This window comes from uncultured Clostridium sp., assembly GCF_963515715.1.
Taxonomy (GTDB): domain Bacteria; phylum Bacillota; class Clostridia; order Clostridiales; family Clostridiaceae; genus Clostridium_AW.
In genome coordinates this window covers 63,011-82,648 of the sequence record NZ_CAUPZS010000006.1, presented here as the reverse complement: position 1 = coordinate 82,648, position 19,638 = coordinate 63,011, and the positions used below count along the sequence as shown (strand labels likewise).

At 30.4% G+C, this 19,638-nt stretch carries 21 protein-coding genes and 1 riboswitch; all 21 genes read left to right on the top strand.

What is annotated here, in order from left to right:
• Positions 1-47 precede the first annotated feature (47 nt).
• On the top strand, positions 48-551 hold the full coding sequence (locus tag RYO54_RS06815; RefSeq protein ID WP_315116949.1) for a GNAT family N-acetyltransferase: 504 nt from the start codon (positions 48-50) through the stop codon (positions 549-551).
• Between the two features lie 16 nt (positions 552-567).
• Positions 568-1,209: a lactate utilization protein gene (locus tag RYO54_RS06810; RefSeq protein WP_315116947.1), complete on the top strand. Its 642-nt coding sequence runs from the start codon at positions 568-570 to the stop codon at positions 1,207-1,209.
• A 137-nt stretch (positions 1,210-1,346) separates the two neighbouring features.
• A riboswitch (cyclic di-AMP (ydaO/yuaA leader) is annotated at positions 1,347-1,492 on the top strand.
• A 2-nt stretch (positions 1,493-1,494) separates the two neighbouring features.
• Positions 1,495-2,094: a C40 family peptidase gene (locus tag RYO54_RS06805; RefSeq protein ID WP_315116945.1), complete on the top strand. Its 600-nt coding sequence runs from the start codon at positions 1,495-1,497 to the stop codon at positions 2,092-2,094.
• A 109-nt stretch (positions 2,095-2,203) separates the two neighbouring features.
• Positions 2,204-2,950, top strand: coding sequence for an SPOR domain-containing protein (locus RYO54_RS06800; protein ID WP_315116944.1), 747 nt, complete (start codon positions 2,204-2,206; stop codon positions 2,948-2,950).
• A gap of 180 nt (positions 2,951-3,130) precedes the next feature.
• On the top strand, positions 3,131-3,709 hold the full coding sequence (locus RYO54_RS06795) for a Maf-like protein (protein WP_315116943.1): 579 nt from the start codon (positions 3,131-3,133) through the stop codon (positions 3,707-3,709).
• Positions 3,710-3,727: 18 nt separating this feature from the next.
• On the top strand, positions 3,728-4,414 hold the full coding sequence (gene radC, locus RYO54_RS06790) for a DNA repair protein RadC (RefSeq protein ID WP_315116942.1): 687 nt from the start codon (positions 3,728-3,730) through the stop codon (positions 4,412-4,414).
• A gap of 19 nt (positions 4,415-4,433) precedes the next feature.
• Positions 4,434-5,450 carry a rod shape-determining protein gene (locus tag RYO54_RS06785; RefSeq protein WP_315116940.1) on the top strand — a complete coding sequence of 339 codons (1,017 nt, stop codon included), beginning with the start codon at positions 4,434-4,436 and terminating at the stop codon, positions 5,448-5,450.
• A gap of 8 nt (positions 5,451-5,458) precedes the next feature.
• On the top strand, positions 5,459-6,298 hold the full coding sequence (gene mreC, locus RYO54_RS06780; RefSeq protein ID WP_315116938.1) for a rod shape-determining protein MreC: 840 nt from the start codon (positions 5,459-5,461) through the stop codon (positions 6,296-6,298).
• Between the two features lie 5 nt (positions 6,299-6,303).
• Entirely contained in the window at positions 6,304-6,795 is a 492-nt protein-coding gene (gene mreD, locus RYO54_RS06775; protein WP_315116936.1) for a rod shape-determining protein MreD, read from the top strand.
• Between the two features lie 14 nt (positions 6,796-6,809).
• Positions 6,810-9,641: a penicillin-binding transpeptidase domain-containing protein gene (locus RYO54_RS06770; protein WP_315116934.1), complete on the top strand. Its 2,832-nt coding sequence runs from the start codon at positions 6,810-6,812 to the stop codon at positions 9,639-9,641.
• 120 nt (positions 9,642-9,761) lie between these two features.
• Positions 9,762-10,394 carry a septum site-determining protein MinC gene (gene minC, locus RYO54_RS06765; RefSeq protein WP_315116933.1) on the top strand — a complete coding sequence of 211 codons (633 nt, stop codon included), beginning with the start codon at positions 9,762-9,764 and terminating at the stop codon, positions 10,392-10,394.
• Between the two features lie 15 nt (positions 10,395-10,409).
• Positions 10,410-11,207: a septum site-determining protein MinD gene (minD, locus tag RYO54_RS06760; protein ID WP_315116931.1), complete on the top strand. Its 798-nt coding sequence runs from the start codon at positions 10,410-10,412 to the stop codon at positions 11,205-11,207.
• An 11-nt stretch (positions 11,208-11,218) separates the two neighbouring features.
• Positions 11,219-11,485 (top strand): cell division topological specificity factor MinE, encoded by a 267-nt coding sequence (minE, locus tag RYO54_RS06755; protein ID WP_216437931.1) that lies wholly within the window; start codon positions 11,219-11,221, stop codon positions 11,483-11,485.
• 207 nt (positions 11,486-11,692) lie between these two features.
• On the top strand, positions 11,693-12,814 hold the full coding sequence (gene rodA / locus RYO54_RS06750) for a rod shape-determining protein RodA (protein ID WP_315116929.1): 1,122 nt from the start codon (positions 11,693-11,695) through the stop codon (positions 12,812-12,814).
• 11 nt (positions 12,815-12,825) lie between these two features.
• The gene (gene mgsA / locus RYO54_RS06745; protein ID WP_315116928.1) at positions 12,826-13,200 is read left to right on the top strand and encodes a methylglyoxal synthase; all 375 of its coding nucleotides are present in this window, start codon (positions 12,826-12,828) and stop codon (positions 13,198-13,200) included.
• Between the two features lie 223 nt (positions 13,201-13,423).
• Positions 13,424-14,191, top strand: a complete 768-nt coding sequence (locus tag RYO54_RS06740) for a M23 family metallopeptidase (protein ID WP_315116926.1) — start codon at positions 13,424-13,426, stop codon at positions 14,189-14,191.
• Between the two features lie 14 nt (positions 14,192-14,205).
• Positions 14,206-15,063, top strand: a complete 858-nt coding sequence (locus RYO54_RS06735; RefSeq protein WP_315116924.1) for a M50 family metallopeptidase — start codon at positions 14,206-14,208, stop codon at positions 15,061-15,063.
• Positions 15,064-15,186: 123 nt separating this feature from the next.
• Positions 15,187-17,034 carry a TIGR03960 family B12-binding radical SAM protein gene (locus RYO54_RS06730; RefSeq protein WP_315116922.1) on the top strand — a complete coding sequence of 616 codons (1,848 nt, stop codon included), beginning with the start codon at positions 15,187-15,189 and terminating at the stop codon, positions 17,032-17,034.
• The gene (locus RYO54_RS06725) at positions 17,018-17,731 is read left to right on the top strand and encodes a TIGR03936 family radical SAM-associated protein (RefSeq protein WP_315116921.1); all 714 of its coding nucleotides are present in this window, start codon (positions 17,018-17,020) and stop codon (positions 17,729-17,731) included. The genes RYO54_RS06730 and RYO54_RS06725 overlap by 17 nt, the downstream gene beginning before the upstream one ends.
• A 28-nt stretch (positions 17,732-17,759) precedes the next feature.
• On the top strand, positions 17,760-19,202 hold the full coding sequence (locus tag RYO54_RS06720; protein WP_315116920.1) for a ribonuclease E/G: 1,443 nt from the start codon (positions 17,760-17,762) through the stop codon (positions 19,200-19,202).
• A gap of 118 nt (positions 19,203-19,320) precedes the next feature.
• Positions 19,321-19,635, top strand: coding sequence for a 50S ribosomal protein L21 (gene rplU, locus RYO54_RS06715; protein WP_315117024.1), 315 nt, complete (start codon positions 19,321-19,323; stop codon positions 19,633-19,635).
• The last annotated feature ends 3 nt before the right edge of the window (positions 19,636-19,638 follow it).

Genomic DNA, 19,638 nt, shown 5'->3' with positions numbered 1-19,638 from the left:
TTATTTTTATTTGTAGAATAAAAATAGTAAGGAATGAGGTGAAAGCTATGTTGGACATAGAATTTGATTTGCAGGATATAAATATTTTGAATATTCAAAAAGAAGACGAGGAGATTATTCAACATTGGCTTTATGAACAGTGCGAATTTTATGAAGGAGATATATATCCGATAGAGATAGACAAGTTGCATGATAGATTTTTAGAGTATTATATAAGTGAAAATGAATTTTTTGTAAAAATTCAACATGATGGAAAGTTGATAGGTATAATTAAAGGTAGAATAGAATTTAAAAACCCGACAGAAGCATGGGTATGGTGCATAATGTTAGATTACAGATATAGGAATTTAGGAATAGGAAGTAATATAATAAACGAGTTAAATAAATATTTGATTAGAGAATATGGAGTTGCAAATTTATACACTACAATTGTAGAAAACCCTAAAACTATAAATTTTTTAAAGAAGAATGGTTATAAAATTATACGGAGTTCTAAAAATTATTATGACATAAATGGTAAACAAATGGATATGTTAATTTTGAAAAAATAATTTTGGAGGGGATAGGATGGATAAGAATCTCTTATGGTATCTAGAAAAGAAGGTAGGAAAAACTATTGAAGCATTAAAAAGAAACAATATGGATGGATACTTTGTAAAAGATGAATCTGAGTTAAGGGAGAAGCTTAAAGAATTGTTAAAAGAAAAATCAACTGTTTCAGTTGGCGGGTCTATGACTTTATTCCAAACTGGAATTATTGACCTTTTAAGAAATGGCGATTACAAGTTTTTAGACAGATATGATGAGCACTTAACACCAGCAGATATTAAGAAATTATACAAAGATACATTTTATGCAGATACCTATATTTGTAGCACAAATGCATTAACAGAAGGAGGAGAGTTATACAATATTGATGGAAATGGGAATAGAGTAGCAGCCATGATGTTTGGCCCTGATCAAGTTATTGTCATAACAGGAATGAATAAAATAGTAAAGGATTTAAAAGAAGCTGAAGACAGAGTAAAAAGATTGGCAGCTCCAATAAATGCTAAAAGACTTAACAAAAATACTCCTTGTGCAAAGGTTGGCTACTGTACGGATTGTAATATAGATGATAGGATATGTAGTGATTATGTAGTTTTAAAAAGGCAAAAAACTAAGGGAAGAATTAAGGTTATAATAGTTGGCAAAGAATTAGGGTATTAATTTAATACCCCTTTTTATCCAATAATTGGATTTTACTTTATATATACGTATTTAAATTGAAAAAGTTATGCGAAGAAACATGTAATTATTAAAAATTTGTTAAATATTCTTGACTTTATATTTAGATTTCAATTATAATGAAAGTAGTGCTGAATCTTAAGTTTTTCTTAAGTACGGAGGAACCAATAATTGGGGGTTAATCTTAGTAATATAATTTAGGCTAAGTAGGGTAACCTTTGCCCGAACCCGTCAGCTAACTTCGGAAGCAAGAAAGGTGGATAAAAAATGAACTCTTCAAAGCGAAAGCTAAGCTCAATTTTAGTATTTTGTCTTTTTTTAGTAGGTTTTACTGTGTTAAAATGCGATTTTGTTAAGGCAGATGCGTCAATTGATTTGAATAGTAAAGGTATGGAAGTAAGATCAGCTACAGTAAAAACAGATAAGGTGATTATAGTTCCAAAGAGAAATGATGAAAATAGCTCTAAATCAGCCAATGCTTCAAAGTCATATAGTAGAGGTGGAAGAAGTGATATAGTATCATACTCATACAATTTCTTAGGGAGACCTTACGTGTGGGGAGCAGCAGGACCATCAGCTTTTGATTGTTCTGGATTTACGCAGTATGTTTATTCCGCATTTGGAGTAAGCTTAGGTCACTATACAGGATCACAGTATGAAGTAGGACAACCAGTTAAAAAAAGTGAATTGATTGCTGGTGATTTAGTTTTCTTTAATACAGATGGAAGTATATCCCATGTGGGAATGTATATAGGAGGAGGACAATTTATACATGCCTCTTCAGGAAGTAAAAAAGTTACTATAAGCGAACTTTCAGGAAGCTACTATACTCAAAGGTATGCAGGAGCTAGAAGAATATTTAGATAATTATTGCCCGACAGATTCGTCTGTCGGGCTTATTTGTTTTTTATTATGTTTTTATCATAAAATTGCCCCTTAATTAATAGTATTTAATAAGAAGTATTTTTAAAACGGGGTGATAAAAATAAAGTATACAAGATATGATCTTAAAAGAAAAAGAAAAGATAAATTTTTCTCCTTTATTTTATTATTTTTATTAATACTATGTTTATTGCTAGTTATAGGATTTTTGTTTAAAACTCCATTAAAAGAAAGTATTAATAGCAGTATAGATGGTAAAAAAGAAGAGATAAATATAACAAAAGGAGAGTCTGAAAAAGAAAAAGAACCTAAAAATGCCAAGGAAGTGAATTTTGTTAAAGGTGAAGTTGTAAAGTACGCAGCTGTTCAAGGTGGGATGTTTAAAAATGAGGAATATGCTAAAGAGACAAAAAACAAATTATCTTCCTTTGGAAATTCATTTATAGTAAATGAAGGAGAGCTTAAAAGAGTAATTTTAGGCGTATATAGTGAAGAAGAAAGTAAGAAAGTAATGGATGAATTGACAAAGAATAAAATAGAAAATTCTAGATTAGTATTTGAAATAAAATATAATGACACATGTGATTTTGAAATAGCTCAAATAGCTAATGCTTATTTACAAATATTAAATAAATTATCAGAGAAAAACGTAAAACATATTCAAACAAAGCAGTTAAAAGAATGGGTTAATTCGTTAAATGATATAGATGCTAACAGCAAAAATATAGATAAATTAAAGGAAATTAAAAGTAAGGTAAATTCCTTACCAGAGCAAATTAGCAAAGATAATTTAGAAGAAAACTATATATTTGTGTATAATTATCTGAAAAAATTTAATTAATTATGTTAGCCCATCATTTAATAAATGATGGGCTAATTTTTAACTTTATAAAAAATTTATTAACATTATATTATACATACTTGTTAATAAATTATATAAATGATAAACTATAAAAGGTAAAAGATATAATTTTTAATAATATGGCAATAATTACTAAAAAACGATATAGGAAGTGCAAAAATGAGAATTATTTTAGCGTCAGCTTCAGAAAGAAGAAGAGAATTATTAAAAAGAATATTATGTGACTTTGAAGTTATCGTGAGTCAATTTGATGAAGATAACATAGGGTTTGATGGAGATTGTGGAAATTATGTCATAGAATTAGCCAAAGGAAAAGGAATGAATGTAGCTTCAAATATCGAAGATAAAAATTCATTAATTATTGCTTGTGATACAGTAGTGTTCTTCAATGGTAAAGTATTAGGTAAGCCTAAAAATCAAAAAGAAGCTTTTTCCATGCTTAAAGAATTAAGCGGAAATGTTCATTTGGTTTACTCAGGTATATTTATCTATAATAAAGAAAATAATTCTATAATGACAGATTATGTATGTACAGAAGTTAAATTTTCTAATCTTTCAGATGACCTTATAGAAAAATACATAGAAAGTAAGGAACCTTTTGACAAAGCTGGTGCTTATGGAATTCAAGGCTATGGAGGAGTTTTTGTAGAAAGAATAAATGGATGTTATTATAATGTTGTAGGTCTTCCTCTAAATAGTCTATATAAAATGTTAAAGGAGATGGGGGTAAATCTTTAAAAGGAGTAGTTAAATTTAATGAAAAACAATTTAAAACTAAGGGATTTACCTATCAATGAAAGACCGAGAGAGAGATTACTTAGATATGGATGTGAAAGTCTTTCTAATGTGGAATTATTGGCAATTATTTTAAGAACAGGTAGTAAAAATGAAAATGTTTTAAGTTTATGTGGAAATATAATGGAGATATCTAAAGGCTTAAATGGTATTTTAGAATTATCTAGAGAAGAATTAATGCAAATCGACGGTATTGGAGAAGCTAAGTTATGTCAACTTTTAGCTTTATCTGAACTCTTCAAAAGATTCAAGTCTTTTAAGTCAGGAGATAATTACCAAATAACTAAACCTCAGGATGCAGCTTTTTTAGTCATGGAAGAGATGAGGTATTTAAAACAAGAATATCTTAAAGTAATAATGTTAAACACTAAAAATGGTGTTATAAAGGTTAAAGATATATTTATAGGGAGTTTAAATAGTTCCATTGTACATCCAAGAGAAATATTTTGTGAAGCGATAAAAAATAATAGCTCATCAATAATTATTTGTCATAATCATCCGTCTGGTGATCCTATGCCAAGTAAGGAAGATATTAACATTACAAAAAGGATAGTGGACTGTGGTAATATGATAGGTATAGGCCTATTGGATCATATAATAATTGGTGACGGAGTTTATATAAGTTTAAAAGAAAAAGGTATGGTGTGATTGAAAGGAGAAATCATAGATGGCATTGTTTGGAATATCTAAAGATATGGGAATAGACTTAGGAACAGCAAATACATTAATATATGTAAAGGGAAAAGGAGTAGTTTTAAGAGAACCTTCTGTTGTTGCAATAAATAGCGACACAAAAAGGGTATTGGCAGTTGGTGAAGAAGCTAAGCAGATGATAGGAAGAACTCCTGGTAATATAATAGCTATAAGACCTTTAAGGGATGGAGTAATTGCAGATTTCGACGTTACTCAAACTATGTTAAAAAAATTTATTGAGAAAGTAAGCTCTAAAAGTGCTTTTACTAGTCCTAGAATAATTGTATGTTTTCCATCAGGAGTTACTGAGGTTGAAAAAAGAGCAATAGATGCAGCGACGAAGCAAGCAGGAGCAAGGGAAGTATTGCTTATGGAAGAACCTATGGCAGCAGCTATTGGAGCAGGGCTTCCAGTTAATGAACCTACAGGAAGTATGATTGTAGATATTGGTGGAGGAACTACTGAAGTTGCAATTATTTCTTTAGGTGGAATAGTAACCAGTAAATCTTTAAGGATTGCAGGAGATGAGTTTGATCAAGCAATAATAAGCTATATAAAAAAGAACTTTAATTTAATGGTTGGGGAAAGAACAGCTGAAAATGTAAAGATTGAGTTAGGGTCTGCATATGACACTGGAGAAAATAATTCAATGCAGATAAGAGGTAGAGATTTAATAACTGGATTACCTAAAGTTATAGATATAACTGAAGAGGAGATAAGAGGGGCTCTAGCAGAACCTGTAGTCTCTATTATAGAGGCTATAAAAAGCACTTTAGAGAAGACACCACCAGAATTAGCTTCAGATATAATGGATAAAGGTATAATGCTCGCTGGTGGAGGAGCTACATTAAAAGGATTAGATATACTTATTAATCAAGAAACCCATATGCCAGTTCATATAGCAGATGCTTCTATAGATTGTGTTGCCATAGGAGCAGGAAAAGCATTAGATACTTTAGATAAATTAATAGATAGTAAAAGAAAAAGATAAAGATAAATATGGGATTTTTGAAAAATAAACTGGCAGTAGTTATAATTGTGCTGTCAGTTACATTTTTAGTTTTAATCGGGTATAGCTCTAAGAGGCAAAAAGTATCTTTTGTTGAGAACGGTGTGGGGGTAGCAATTAATCCTGTCCAAGGATTTTTTTATAAGGCCAATATGAAGGTGAAAAATTTTACGGAATTTGTCACTAGTTTTTCTGATGTTAAAAAAGAAAATGAAGAGTTAAGACAGAGAAATATTGAATTAGAGAGTAAAGAAAAAGATTACGATGTATTAAAGGCAGAAAATGAAAGACTTAAAGGAATGTTGAATTTCAAAGAGCAGAATTCCGAATATGACTATATAGGTTGTGACATTATAGGAAGAAGCGGAGGAAACTTTTTGGAGGAGTTTACTATTAATAAAGGTAAGAAAGATGGAATTGAAAAACAAATGGCTGTAATGACAAAAGATGGATTGGTTGGACAAATAGGTTCGGTAGGAGATAATTGGGCAATAGTTCAAACCTTATCCAATGAAAATATAGCCGTTACTAGTATAGTACAAACTACTAGGGAGAGTGTAGGGGTAACTAAAGGTTATAAAGATGGTAGAAATAAAAAGTTAGCAAAACTTTATTACCTTCCCTTGGAATCTGAGATTAAAACAGGAGATTCTATATTGACATCAGGCACAGGATTATATCCAAAAGGTATTAGAATAGGTCATGTAGTAGATGTTGAAGAGGACAAAGGTAAGGTTATGAAAAATGCTATTATACAACCTTTTGTAGACTTTTCTAAGTTAGAAGAGGTTTTAGTAGTAGTTCCTAAGAATAAATTGAATATAAGGTGATGGGTATGAGAAAGATATTAACTTTATTTTCTATAGTCCTTATCCTTTTCATAGGAGATAATTCAATTATACCTTTTCTTGCTGTTAAAGGATTTAGTCCTAGCCTCTTGTTTGTATTTATAGTGAGTTATTCAATTATAAATGAAAGTTGGGAAGGGTTATGGCTAGGTGTTTTTGCAGGATTGCTGCAGGACGTTTATTTTTCAAATGTTTTAGGGATAAATGCATTGGTTAACATGTTGAGCTGTGCAATAGCAGGTTATGTTGGAATCAGTATATTTAAAGAAAAGCTGTTAATTCCAGTAGCAACTAGCTTTTTGCTGAGTATTTTTAAGGGTATACTAGTGTTTGTATTGTTATATACTGTTAATGTAAATATGCCTTTAAGAAATATACTTTTTAATTCCCTATATAATATGTTAGTTTCAATTATAATGTATAAATTTGTATTTAAATTATGTAGTAAGGATTACATGAAGAAAAAATGGAAGTTTTAAAGGAATGGTGAATTATGAAGGATAAGAAGAAAAAACTCAATAGATTCACAGCCTTTTTTTTGATAATTGCTGTGATATATTCCATTCTGATTTTTAAATTAGGAATTCTTCAGATAAAAGATAGTGAACAATATAAAGAAAGAGCAAGTCGTACAGCTATAACGGAAGTTCCTGATGCAGCACCAAGAGGACCTATAATAGATAAAAATGGCTCCATATTAGCAACAAATATTCAAAGCTATATATTGGTATATAATGAAACAAGTGATAATAAAAAGTATTTTTTTGAAACCATGGATAAGGTATTTAATTTGTTAGACAGTAATGGTGAGAAAATTCAAGATGAACTTGAGTTAAAAATAAATCCTTATAGGTTTGAGTTTAAGACTAACGATGTAGAAGCTAGAAAAACATTGGAGATTAGATTTAAAAGAGATAGAGGATTAAATGAAGCTATTCAAAAAAAAATATTTCCAGACAAAAAGGATAATTTTACAGAGGAAGAGATAAAAGCAGTTAATGAAGAGTTGTTAAAAATAACTCCAGAACAAACATATAAGCTGTTAGTAGAAAAGTATAAAATTTATCCTAAAGAAGATTTTAAAAATTTATTAGAACAATACGTAATTACTCCAGAGGAAACTTATCCAATAATAGTAAGTAGATTTAACATAAAATCAACTACAGAATTTAAAGACAAACTAGATAAGTATAAAAATGCTAAATCTAATAAAAAGAAAGAAATTTTAGAGGGCATTATCAGTGAATATGGAATAGATAAAATGGAATATCCTTTAGAGAAACAGAGAAAGTATCTTATAATAAAGGATACTATGACGATGCAGAGTTTTAGTGGATATAAACCTGTAGTAATAGAAAGTAATATTAAAAGGGATACTGCTTTTATATTTTTGGAGAGATTAAATGATCTTAGTGGTATAGATGTTATAACTCAACCCGTAAGATACTACCCTAATGGTAAATTAGGATCAGCTTTCTTAGGATACATTTCTAAGATTAATAATCCAGACCAATATAAAGATAAGGGTTATGATATAAGTTCAGATTATGTTGGAGTTTCAGGGTTAGAAGCGGTTTTTGAGGATAGATTAAAAGGTTCTAAAGGCGGAAGAATTGTAAAATTAAATAGACAAGGAAGAATTATTGAGGAATTATTTAGAAAAGAACCATATCCTGGGCAAACTATGCAGCTTACTATTGACAATAATGTTCAAAAGGCAGCTGAGGATGCTCTAGAAAAGACTATGCAAAATTTAAGAGATAACCCAAATGTAAGTTATGATGGAGTTAATACGTCAAATGCTACAAGGGGTGCCGCAGTGGCTATTGATGTGAACACTGGAGGTATATTAGCTTTAGTTAGTAACCCTGGATTTGATCCAAATATTTTTTCCATGCCTGGAAAATTGACAAGTGAACTGTATCAAAGTCTTTTTAATCCGGATTATGAAGCTTTTGCCAAGGATTATATAGCAAAAAGAAGTCTTAGTGTAACTGTAGATGAGTTGTTCCCTATTCAAAATAAAGAGAGTGGAGCAAGAAAAGATGAATATGATATTTTTCCTAAGCCTTTCTTTAACTATGCAACGTCATCTTTTATAGCACCGGGATCTACTTTTAAGCCATTAACAGCTATAGCGGGATTAGAAGAAGGATTGCTGGGACCTAATGAAACTATATATGATAATTTAGTTTATACTAAGCATGGATATCAAGGTAGGAGCTGGAATTATTCAAGTAAAGGTAGCTTAAACGCGGTGGAAGCTTTAGCATATTCAAACAACTATTTCTTCTTTGAAGTTGGAGATAGGTTATATGAAAAAGGTTTGGATACTTTAGCTGAATATGCATGGAAGTTTGGATTAGGTGCTCCACATGATGTTGAAAAGCCATCAACAGGAATAGAAATACCGGAATTGTTTGGTCAGGTATTTAATGTTCAATCTGAAAAAAATAAAGCATCTAATATATATATATGGTCCTTATATGATGAATTGCTTCAATTAAGAAAAGTGAAAGGTACAAATGATTACGAAGGCATAGATTTAAGAGCTAACGATACGGATAGCCAAGAAGTAAAAGATTTAAAGAAAAAAATATACGATACTATAATAAAACACATGAGATATAGAGATGTACCTAACTTCTCTGATACGGTAAAAGCTATGTTAAAGGAATTGATTCAAAAATCCCCTACTATGAGTGCGAAAAAATTTACTGATGGAGATATATCAGCTGCTATGAGCAAAGTTTATAAGTTTGTATATGCAGTTGAAGAAGAAGCTTTAAGACCAGGTAACGTATATAATGCTTCTATAGGGCAAGGTTCTAATTATTTTACACCACTTCAATTAGCTAATTTTTCAGCAATGATAGCTAATGGAGGAACAAGATATAAATTACATCTTGTAGATAAATTTTTAGATGCTGAAGGCAATACTATTCAAGAATATAAACCAGAGGTAATGGATAAAATAGATCTTAAGCCAGAAACCCTTAGAGTAGTAAGGGAAGGTATGCACGCCGTTTCATCCTATGATGAAGGTACAGGTGCATCAGCATTTAGAGATTTCCCTATAGTTACAGCAGGTAAAACTGGTTCCTCTACTTTTAGAGAAGGAGGAGTTCAAGAAAAAGTAGGAAGAACTTCTTCCGGTGTTTATATAGGATATGCTCCTTATGATAACCCTCAAATTGCTGTTTGTGTAATAATATTTGACGGTGGACACGGTGGATCTGTTAATCCCGTTGCAAAAGCAATGTATGAAGCTTACTTTAAAGAGGAATTGACAAAGCAAAATTACAATTTTCAGCATATAGATTAAATTTAAAAAGGCATATACAAAATTGTATATGCCTTTTTTAAAAAGAATATGATAATTTAGAAGGAATTAGGCAATATTTGTTGAAATATAAACTTATACCTGCTTTGGAGGGGTAAAATTATGTTAGATGACAGTATAATAATAAAAGGAAACAAAGAAGGAATAAATGCAGTAATAAACATGAATAAATTTAAAGATTTTGACGAAATGCTCGAATCTTTAATTGAAAGATTATCTAAAGGTAAGGTGTTTTATAAAGGTTGCACTTTAAAAATTACAACGGAATTACAATACATAAATGATAAAGAATTAAGAAGGCTTAGAGATATACTTTTTGACGAAATTTTAATTAAAGATTGTATCTTCGAAAATGTAGAGGATAAAAATAATAAAGTTTTTTCGGGTATATATGAAGGTAGAACTAAGTTTATAAGAAGGACTATAAGAAGTGGGCAGGTCATTAACTATTCGGGCAATATAGTAATAGTTGGTGATGTTAATTCTGGTGCTGAAATATATGCAGGTGGGAATATAATCGTTCTCGGTGTTCTAAGAGGTTATGTTCATGCAGGAGTGGGTGGCAATGAAAAGTCAATAGTTGCAGCATTTACTTTGCAGCCGCAGATACTTCAAATTGGAGGGATAGCTACAAGGGCCCCAGAAGAGAATATTAAACCTCAATATCCTGAAGTAGCTAAAATAAAAGGAAACACCATAGTTGTAGAACCTTATTTACCAAACAAATTTATATAACGGAGGGAAAATTATATGGGACAAGCTATAGTAATAACATCAGGTAAAGGTGGAGTTGGTAAGACAACCACTACTGCAAACATAGGTACAGCCTTAGCATCTATGGATAAAAAGGTGGTAGTAGTAGATGGAGATACTGGATTAAGAAACTTAGATGTATTGATGGGACTTGAGAATAGAATAGTGTTTACTTTAATGGATGTAATAGATGAAAATTGTAAATTAAAGCAAGCACTTATTAAGGATAAGAGATTTCCTAACTTATTCTTACTTCCAACAGCTCAAACTAGAGATAAAGATGATATATCAAAGGAACAGATGTTAGAAGTTATTAGTGAGTTAAAAGAAGATTTTGACTATGTATTAATTGATTGTCCCGCTGGTATAGAACAAGGCTTTGAAAATGCTATAATAGGTGCTGATAGAGCTTTAGTTGTTGTTAATCCAGAAGTTACGTCTGTTAGAGATGCAGATAGAGTAATAGGAAAGTTAGAGGCTAAGGGAGTAGAGGATCCTCAACTTATTGTAAATAGAATCAATTCAGACATGGTTAAAAACGGAGATATGTTAGATGTTAATGATATATTGGACAGTTTGGCAATAAAATTAATAGGCATTGTTCCAGATGATAAAAATATCACAATTTCAACTAATAAAGGGGAACCTATAGTTTTAAATGATAAAGCTGTATCAGGAAAAGCTTTTAACAATATAGCTAGAAGAATTATAGGGGAAGAAGTTTCATTTTTAAACATGGATAGCAATGAAGGTGGATTTTTATATTCATTAAAAAAACTCTTCGGAATTAAATAGAGGTGATATTAATGGATTTTATGGGGTTTTTCACAAAGAAATCTTCAAAAGACACGGCTAAGGAGAGATTGCAATTAATATTAATCCACGATAGAGCAACAGTTTCTCCTGAACTTTTAGATAATATTAAGGAAGAAATAATGAGTGTAATATCCAAATATGTTGAAATTGATAAAGATGAATTAGAAATAACTATGACTACTTCTGATGAAGAAGAAGGTAATTCTCCAGCATTAGTTGCAAATATTCCTATAAAAAAAATGTTGAAAAGAAGATAATTTTAAAAGCTATGTATAAATTTATGCATAGCTTTTTTTGATGCACATTGATATAATCATATTTATTAGATAGTTAACCATCAGAAGGATATAAGAACTGTTAAGCTCATGAATAAGTTCTTATAAGCTTCAGCTATAAGTAGATATTTCTTATAAGGAAACTCCATCTGAAGCTAAGAACCACTTGATATTGGAGGGAATTTTACAATGTTCGACAAATTGAAAATCAATAAAAAATTATTAAAAGAATTAGATTTTGGATTAATATTCCTGGTTTTAGTTATAGCTGTTTTTGGAGCATTAAATATATATAGTGCTACGAAAACTTGGGCAGGAATTGCAGTATTTAAATCTCAAATAGTTTGGATATGTTTAGGATTAGCTGTGACGTATTTTATTTTATTGATAGATTACTCTGTTATTCAAGGATATGTTAAAATCATTTATTGGTTTAGCGTAATACTGCTATTTTTAAATGATACAATATTTAAGTCAACTGTCAATGGAGCTGGATCATGGATGAAAATAGGATCAGTAACTATAGGACAGCCCTCGGAGCTTGCTAAATTAGCATTGGTATTAATGCTAGCAAAAGAACTTCATGATATGGAGGGAAATATAAATAATTTAAAGAACTTTTTAAAGTTGTCTATGTATGCAATTATACCGATGCTACTAATAGTTATTCAACCTGATATGGGAATGACTATGGTATGTTTTTTTATAGTGTTGGGTATATTTTTTGCAGCAGGATTAGATTTAAAAGTTATAGGTGGAGGAATAGTTGGAATAGTAATATTGATTGCTGCAGTATGGAATTCGCCTTTAATGCATGATTATTGGAAGGTAAGATTGATTTCATTAATAGACCCTGCAGCTGATGAGTTAGGTGCAAACCTTCAGCTTACACAATCTCAAATAGGAATAGGTTCTGGAGGAATGTTTGGTAAGGGATTTACTAAAGGAACTCAAGTAGCAGGAGGTTTTATACCAGAAGTTCATACGGATTTTATCTTCTCCGTTGTGGGAGAGGAGTGGGGATTTATAGGGGCAATTGTTCTGCTAGCTTTGTATGGAATATTATTATATAAATTTATAAATATAGCGAGATCATCGAAGGATATCTTTGGATCTATGATATGTATTGGTGTTGCTTCTACTTTTATATTTTCTATACTTCAAAATATTGGTATGACTATTGGAGTTATGCCTATTTCGGGTATTACATTGCCTTTTATGAGTTATGGGGGAAGTTCTCTTACCACAGCTTTTATGTCTGTTGCTCTTATTTTAAATGTGGGAATGAGAAGGAAAAAAATAAATTTCTAGGGGGAATCATTATGAACATAGCTTTAATAGCTCACGATAAGAAAAAAGAAGATATGATTGATTTTGTAAGAAGGTACAAAGAAGTATTTATGGAGCATCAGCTTTTTGGAACAGGTACAACAGGAAGATTGATAGAGGAAAATACTGGGTTAAAGGTTCATAAATTTCTATCAGGACCACTGGGAGGAGATCAACAAATTGGAGCACGTGTGGCAGAAGGTAAGATGGATTTTATAATATTTTTAAGAGATCCATTAACTGCACAACCTCATGAACCAGATGTAACTGCTCTTGTGAGATTATGTGATTTGCATTGTGTTCCATTAGCAACAAATTTAGGTTCTGCTGAGGTGTTTGTTAAAGCATTAAAAGCACACAACTTTTAAGAATTGAGAGTTGAGAGTTGAGTGAAGAGTTAAAAGTGAAGAGTAAAGGAGAGAATTCCCTTGGTTGGGAATTCTTTTATTTTATAATTTGGAAATTCCTAAATTCTCAATTATTAATTAATAACTTTCGATTAACTAGCTTCCAACTAAATAATAGTAATATTTAAAAATTAATCTCAATATATATTTTATATATTGTATTTTTATTTAAGGGGGAAGAAACATGGGGAGTTATAATTCACAATATGAAGAGTATTATAGAAATCTGAAGAAGAGAAAAGAGGTAAATAACTATTATTCGAGTAAAGGTAGGAATGACAATATTGTCTCAAATTACATAAGCAGAAGGATAATTAGAGATTTATCTGGAGCTACTATGTTATTCTTTTTAGTTCTTGTGTGCAAAGTAGTAGTTACTCCCAAAACCCAGCTTGTATACAATTATTCTAAAGAAATAGTAAATAAAAATATAGATGTGTCCTCTTTATATTTAAATATAAAAAAGTTTAACTACAAAGAACTAGAAGAAAGAACAACCAATATCATTGAAAGTGCAAAGAGTAAAATAACAGGTAAAAAGACTATGAATCAAAAAATAGGAGAGGAGTTTGCGTTACCTGTCAATGGCGCTGTAACTTCAGGTTATGGATATAGGATAGACCCCATAGATAACAAAAGCAAATTTCATTATGGGGTGGATATAAGTGCTAAAGAAGGTACAGAAGTAAAGGCAGCTTACAATGGTAGAATTAAGGATTGTGGAGAGGATCCAGAGCTAGGCAATTATATATTAATTGATCACGGAGAAGGAATAGAAACAAAATACGCTCATCTAAGCTCCATAGATGTAAAAAAAGATGGAACTGTTATTAAAGGAGAAGTAATTGGAAAGAGCGGAAAGACAGGAAAGGTTACAGGAGAGCATCTTCACTTTGAGCTTCTTTTTATGAGTGAAAGTAGAAATCCTGAAAATTACTTATCAATCAAATAGGATGGGAAAATGACTTGATAAAAGTAAATAAATACTTCATTCCATATTTATTAATATTGTTTTATATAGGGTATCAAAAAAAATTTTTGATTTCACTTCTTATAGTAATTTTGCATGAAGGTGTACATTACTTAGTTGCTAGATATTTTGGATTTGCAGGTTTTCAAATAGAAATTTTACCTGTAGGGACAGTTTTAAAGTTAAGAGATATAGATGAAGCTTCAACCAAAGAGGAGCTGATTATATCTCTGTCCGCACCTTTGGTCAACTTAATTTTGGCAGCGGTATTTTATATGCTATTTAGCCTTAAACCTTTAAATATATATTTATTATTATATGAATGTAATTTAATTATAGGGTTGTTTAATTTAATTCCAGCCTATCCCTTGGATGGGGGAAGAATAATAAGAGGAATGTTGAATTATAAATATATTTATAAAAGAGCAAATTTGATTACGGTTTATATTAGTTTGATTTTAGGTATATTTTTAATATTTATTTACCTTTTTTTATTTTTTGCAGGGAAGAGTAACATGAGTTTAGGACTTATAGCTTTATTTATTATTATTTCTTCTATAAAAGAACGAGAAAGGATAACATATATAATTATGGGGGATATTATTAAAAAGAAAAATAAATTTTTAAAAAGGGGATATATTGAAAATAGAAGTATTTCTGTCAATTACAAAAAGACCTTGGTAAGTATTTTAAGTATAGTAGAAAAAAATAAATATAATATATTTTATGTATTGAATGATGAGATGAAAGTGATGGATCTAATATTTGAACAAGAAATTATAGAGGGATTAAAAATATATGGCAATATAACTTTAGAAGAATTAATGGATATACAAGATAAAAATTATGGATAAGGTACCTAAAAAGAATAACTAGTATACTCACTAGTTATTCTTTTTTACATAGGGAAAATTATTTTCAATTTCAAAGTTAATATGGTATTATATAAAAATAAGAACCTAAGAGGAGGTATATTGATGAACTTAATTCCTGATGATATTCTCTTTAAAGTAGAGAAACCAGTTAGATATATAGGAGAAGAATTTAATTCATATAAAAAAGATAAAGAAAATATTGATATAAGATTTGCATTTTGTTTTCCAGATGTTTATGAGGTAGGAATGTCACATCTAGGAATGAAAATACTTTATTATGTGTTAAATGAAAGAAAAGATACTTATTGTGAAAGGGTATTTGCTCCATGGCCAGATATGGAGAAACTTATGAGAGAAAACAATGTTCCTTTATACGGATTAGAAAGTAAAGATTCCATAAAGGATTTTGATTTTGTAGGATTTACCCTTCAATATGAAATGAGTTATACAAATATATTAAACATGTTAGATATGGGTGGAATTAATGTAAGAGCTTCAGAGAGAGGAGAAGATGAGCCTCTTGTAATATGCGGCGGCCCTTGTGCATATAACCCTGAACCTCTTTATGATATAGCAGATATATTTGTTCTAGGAGAAGGGGAAGAAGTTTTACATGAATTATTAGACCTTTATAAAGAGTTTAAAGGAAAATCTAAGAGTGAATTTTTAAAAGAGGCATGTAAAATTAAAGGTATATATGTGCCTTCTTTATATGAGGTAAATTATAATGAAGATGGTACTATAAAGGAGTTTACACCTTTATATGAACATGCACCAAAGAAAGTTCAAAAAAGAATAGTTAATAATTTTAATGAAGTTGCTTATCCGGATAAATTGATAGTTCCCTATACTGAAATTGTTCATGACAGAATCAATTTAGAAACTTTTAGAGGGTGCACAAGAGGGTGTAGATTTTGTCAGGCTGGAATGATTTATAGGCCAATAAGAGAAAAGACAAAGGATAAGTTAATGGAGTTAGGAGAACAACTTCTTAAAAGCACAGGTTATAATGAAATATCACTAACTTCATTAAGTATTTGCGACTACTCAGATATAAGAGGATTGATAAACTCTTTGATAGAAAAACATCAACATGAAAAAGTAGGAGTATCTCTTCCTTCATTGAGAATAGACTCATTTTTTGTTGATTTAATAAATGAAATACAAAAGGTTAGAAAAACTGGGTTAACCTTTGCACCTGAGGCTGGAACTCAAAGAATGAGAGATGTTATAAATAAGGGTGTAACTGAGGAGAATTTATTAAATGCTACAAGGAGTGCCTTTGAATCAGGATGGTCCACTATAAAACTTTATTTTATGATAGGCCTTCCTTATGAAACTATTGAAGATGCTATAGGTATTGCTACAACTTCAGAAAAAGTAGTAGATGAATATTACAAAATACCTAAGGATAAAAGAAAAAAAGGGTTAAAGGTAACATCTAGTGCATCAATATTTGTACCTAAGCCATTCACTCCATTTCAATGGGAGCCTCAATTAAAAGAAGAGGAAGTAATGGAAAGAGTTTACGCTATAAAGGATAATATAAAGAGTAGGGCTATATCTTTCAACTATCATGCATCTAAAGTAAGCTTTATGGAAGCTGTCTTTGCTAGAGGGGATAGAAGAGTATGCGATGTACTCATAGAGGCATGGAAAAATGGAGCGAAATTTGATGGATGGTCTGAGTATTTTGATTATAATAATTGGATGAATGCTTTTGAAAATTGCAAAGTTGATCCTAGTTTTTATGCATATAGAAAAAGAAACTATGAAGAAATATTGCCTTGGGATTTTATAGACATAGGGGTAAATAAAAAATATCTTATGAAAGAAAATGAAAGAGCAAAATCAGGAGTAATAACTCCAGATTGCAGAGAGGGCTGTACTGGTTGTGGTGCAGATATTAATCTAGAAGGGAAGTGCTTTGAGAATGCGTTATTTAGTTAAATTCACAAAAGAAAGTAATATAAAGTTTATTTCCCATTTAGATCTAATGAGAACTCTTCAAAAGATAATTAAAAGAGCGAATCTTCCTATTGAATACTCAAAAGGATTTAATCCTCATATGAATATATCTTTAGCTCAACCTCTTTCAGTAGGAATGTTTTCTAAAGGAGAGTACATGGATATAAATCTTAGTGAAGATTTAGAACCAATGTATATTAAAGAAAAGTTGGATGAAAACTCTCCTTCTGGTGTAAAATTTATTAATGTAGTAAAACTAAATAAAGAGAGAGAAAACGGGAAAAAGATACCACAATCTATGGCAGCTGTGGATGGAGCTACTTACGCTATAGGAATAAAATATGATAATACAGAGCATTTAGAAGAAGAAATAAAGAAAATATTCGATATGCAAGAGTGGAAGGTTATAAAAAAGGGTAAAAGTGGAGAAAAGGAAATAGACATAAAGCCAATGCTTAAAAAAATCCAGTATAAAATTGGAGAAGATGTATTGTCTATGAATGTATTGGTTAGTTGTGGAAGCAGGGAAAATTTATCAGCAGATATTTTAAGTAAATTTATTTTAGAGAATACTAGCAATGGAAATAAAGATGCTTTTGTCTTAATCGAAAGAGAAGAAATGTATGGAAGATTAGACAATGAACTTTTTCCACTTGATGAGTGTCTAGGGAAGATGTAATACTCTAATTTGACTAGGGGTGTTGAATTTGAAAGAGATATTTGTAGAACGAAATGGTTCTATATTGAGAATAGCAATAAAAAGAAATAACAAATTAAAAGAGTGCTATATTGAAGAGGATTCAAGGGAGCCATTCCCAGGGGAAATATATAAGGGAATAGTAAAGAATATAATTCCCGGCATTAAGTGTGCCTTTATTGATATAGGACATAAAGAAAATTGTTACATGTATATAGATAGAAAGTTTAAAAACACCACAATTAAAAAGGGCGACGAGATTTTAGTAGAAGTAGTTAAGGAAGCTATAGGGAAAAAAGGACCTAAGGTTACAACTGCAGTATCCGTTCCAGGAAGATATTGTGTTTTAAATACCCTAGATAATGAGGTAACTTTCTCTAAAAAAATAACTGATGAAGATTTAATAGCATATATTAAACATGGATTAGATAAGCCAAAGGGAATAGGGCTTATGATAAGGACTAATGCCTCTAAGGTTCCCGTAGATGTTATAAATGAAGAAATATCCTACCTTTATAAAATCTTTGAAGACATAGATAGAAAAGTGAAATATTCTTTAAAACCTGGATTGCTCTATAAAGCAGGAGGAATATTAGGTAGGATTTTAAGGGATAAATTAGATGAAGAGACCACAAAAGTATATGCTAATAATATTGAGGATCATGAAGAGATAAAGGCTTATATAACTAACGCCAAGGATGCTAATGTTTTTTTAGAACTTCATAATGAAGAAATAGGATTATTTCAGTATTACGGCATAGAAAATGAAATACTGAAACTTAGAAATAACAAAGTGCAATTGAATTGTGGTGGATATATAATAATTGAAAAAACTGAAGCTATGTATACAATTGATGTTAATTCAGGTAAAAACACTAAAGGTGAATCCATGAGGAAAACTGCTTTTATCACTAATGTTCAGGCAGCTGAAGAGATAGCTAATCAAGTTAGGTTAAGAAATCTAAGTGGGATAATACTTGTAGATTTTATAGATATGAAGGATGAAGAAGACAAGGAAAAAGTATTAAATAAATTAAAAGACGGCTTTATAGAAGATAAAATCAAGACGGTTATATATCCTTTTACAGAGTTAAACTTAGTTCAGATTGCTAGGAAGAGAGTAGGAAAGCTAATAGAGGAATATATGGATGAACCTTGTAGTTGCTGTAAGGGTAGGGGGAAGAGATTAAAGCTTTCTTATATAAATCTACTAATAAAAAATGAAATAGAAAGAATAAAAGAAAGCAACAATATTAAGCATATTTATATAGAATTAAATACTGTATATGAAAAGCATGTGAAAGAAGATATTATTTCATTTATTAAGGAAATAGAAGCTTTAGACTTAGAAGTTTATTTAAATTTCTTTAATGGAGAAGAGTATTATAAAGTGGAACCTCTATTATTTTCTAATCAATTGGAAAACTTAAAAATGTATAAGATTTACGGTTAAAAAACTTTACAAAGCTAGCCATATATGTTAAAATGGCTTTTGTAGACCGCACAGAAAAGGTTGAAAACATAGTATCTATGTACCTTAAATGGCGAGACTGGTTACAGGAGGTGTTTTTATGTACGCTATAGTTTTGACTGGAGGAAAACAGTACAAAGTTTCCGAAGGAGACGTAATTTACGTTGAAAAGTTAGAAGCTGAGGTTGATTCTGCAATAGAATTAGACAATGTTCTTGCTGTAAGCAAAGAAAATGGAGAATTCGTTGTTGGAAAACCAGTAGTTGAAGGAGCTAAAGTTACTGCTAAAGTTGTAAACCAAGGAAAAGGCAAAAAAGTTGTTGTTTTCAAATATAAGAGAAAGAAAGCTTATAGAAAGAAACAAGGACATAGACAGCCATACACTAAACTTCAAATAGAAAAAATTAATGCATAATAT

Coding starts and splice junctions, on each gene's coding strand:
- RYO54_RS06815 (WP_315116949.1), top strand. CDS start 48: ATGTTGGACATAGAATTTGATTTGCAGGATATAAATATTTTGAATATT.
- RYO54_RS06810 (WP_315116947.1), top strand. CDS start 568: ATGGATAAGAATCTCTTATGGTATCTAGAAAAGAAGGTAGGAAAAACT.
- RYO54_RS06805 (WP_315116945.1), top strand. CDS start 1,495: ATGAACTCTTCAAAGCGAAAGCTAAGCTCAATTTTAGTATTTTGTCTT.
- RYO54_RS06795 (WP_315116943.1), top strand. CDS start 3,131: ATGAGAATTATTTTAGCGTCAGCTTCAGAAAGAAGAAGAGAATTATTA.
- radC (WP_315116942.1), top strand. CDS start 3,728: ATGAAAAACAATTTAAAACTAAGGGATTTACCTATCAATGAAAGACCG.
- RYO54_RS06785 (WP_315116940.1), top strand. CDS start 4,434: ATGGCATTGTTTGGAATATCTAAAGATATGGGAATAGACTTAGGAACA.
- mreC (WP_315116938.1), top strand. CDS start 5,459: ATGGGATTTTTGAAAAATAAACTGGCAGTAGTTATAATTGTGCTGTCA.
- mreD (WP_315116936.1), top strand. CDS start 6,304: ATGAGAAAGATATTAACTTTATTTTCTATAGTCCTTATCCTTTTCATA.
- RYO54_RS06770 (WP_315116934.1), top strand. CDS start 6,810: ATGAAGGATAAGAAGAAAAAACTCAATAGATTCACAGCCTTTTTTTTG.
- minC (WP_315116933.1), top strand. CDS start 9,762: ATGTTAGATGACAGTATAATAATAAAAGGAAACAAAGAAGGAATAAAT.
- minD (WP_315116931.1), top strand. CDS start 10,410: ATGGGACAAGCTATAGTAATAACATCAGGTAAAGGTGGAGTTGGTAAG.
- minE (WP_216437931.1), top strand. CDS start 11,219: ATGGATTTTATGGGGTTTTTCACAAAGAAATCTTCAAAAGACACGGCT.
- rodA (WP_315116929.1), top strand. CDS start 11,693: ATGTTCGACAAATTGAAAATCAATAAAAAATTATTAAAAGAATTAGAT.
- mgsA (WP_315116928.1), top strand. CDS start 12,826: ATGAACATAGCTTTAATAGCTCACGATAAGAAAAAAGAAGATATGATT.
- RYO54_RS06740 (WP_315116926.1), top strand. CDS start 13,424: ATGGGGAGTTATAATTCACAATATGAAGAGTATTATAGAAATCTGAAG.
- RYO54_RS06730 (WP_315116922.1), top strand. CDS start 15,187: ATGAACTTAATTCCTGATGATATTCTCTTTAAAGTAGAGAAACCAGTT.
- RYO54_RS06725 (WP_315116921.1), top strand. CDS start 17,018: ATGCGTTATTTAGTTAAATTCACAAAAGAAAGTAATATAAAGTTTATT.
- rplU (WP_315117024.1), top strand. CDS start 19,321: ATGTACGCTATAGTTTTGACTGGAGGAAAACAGTACAAAGTTTCCGAA.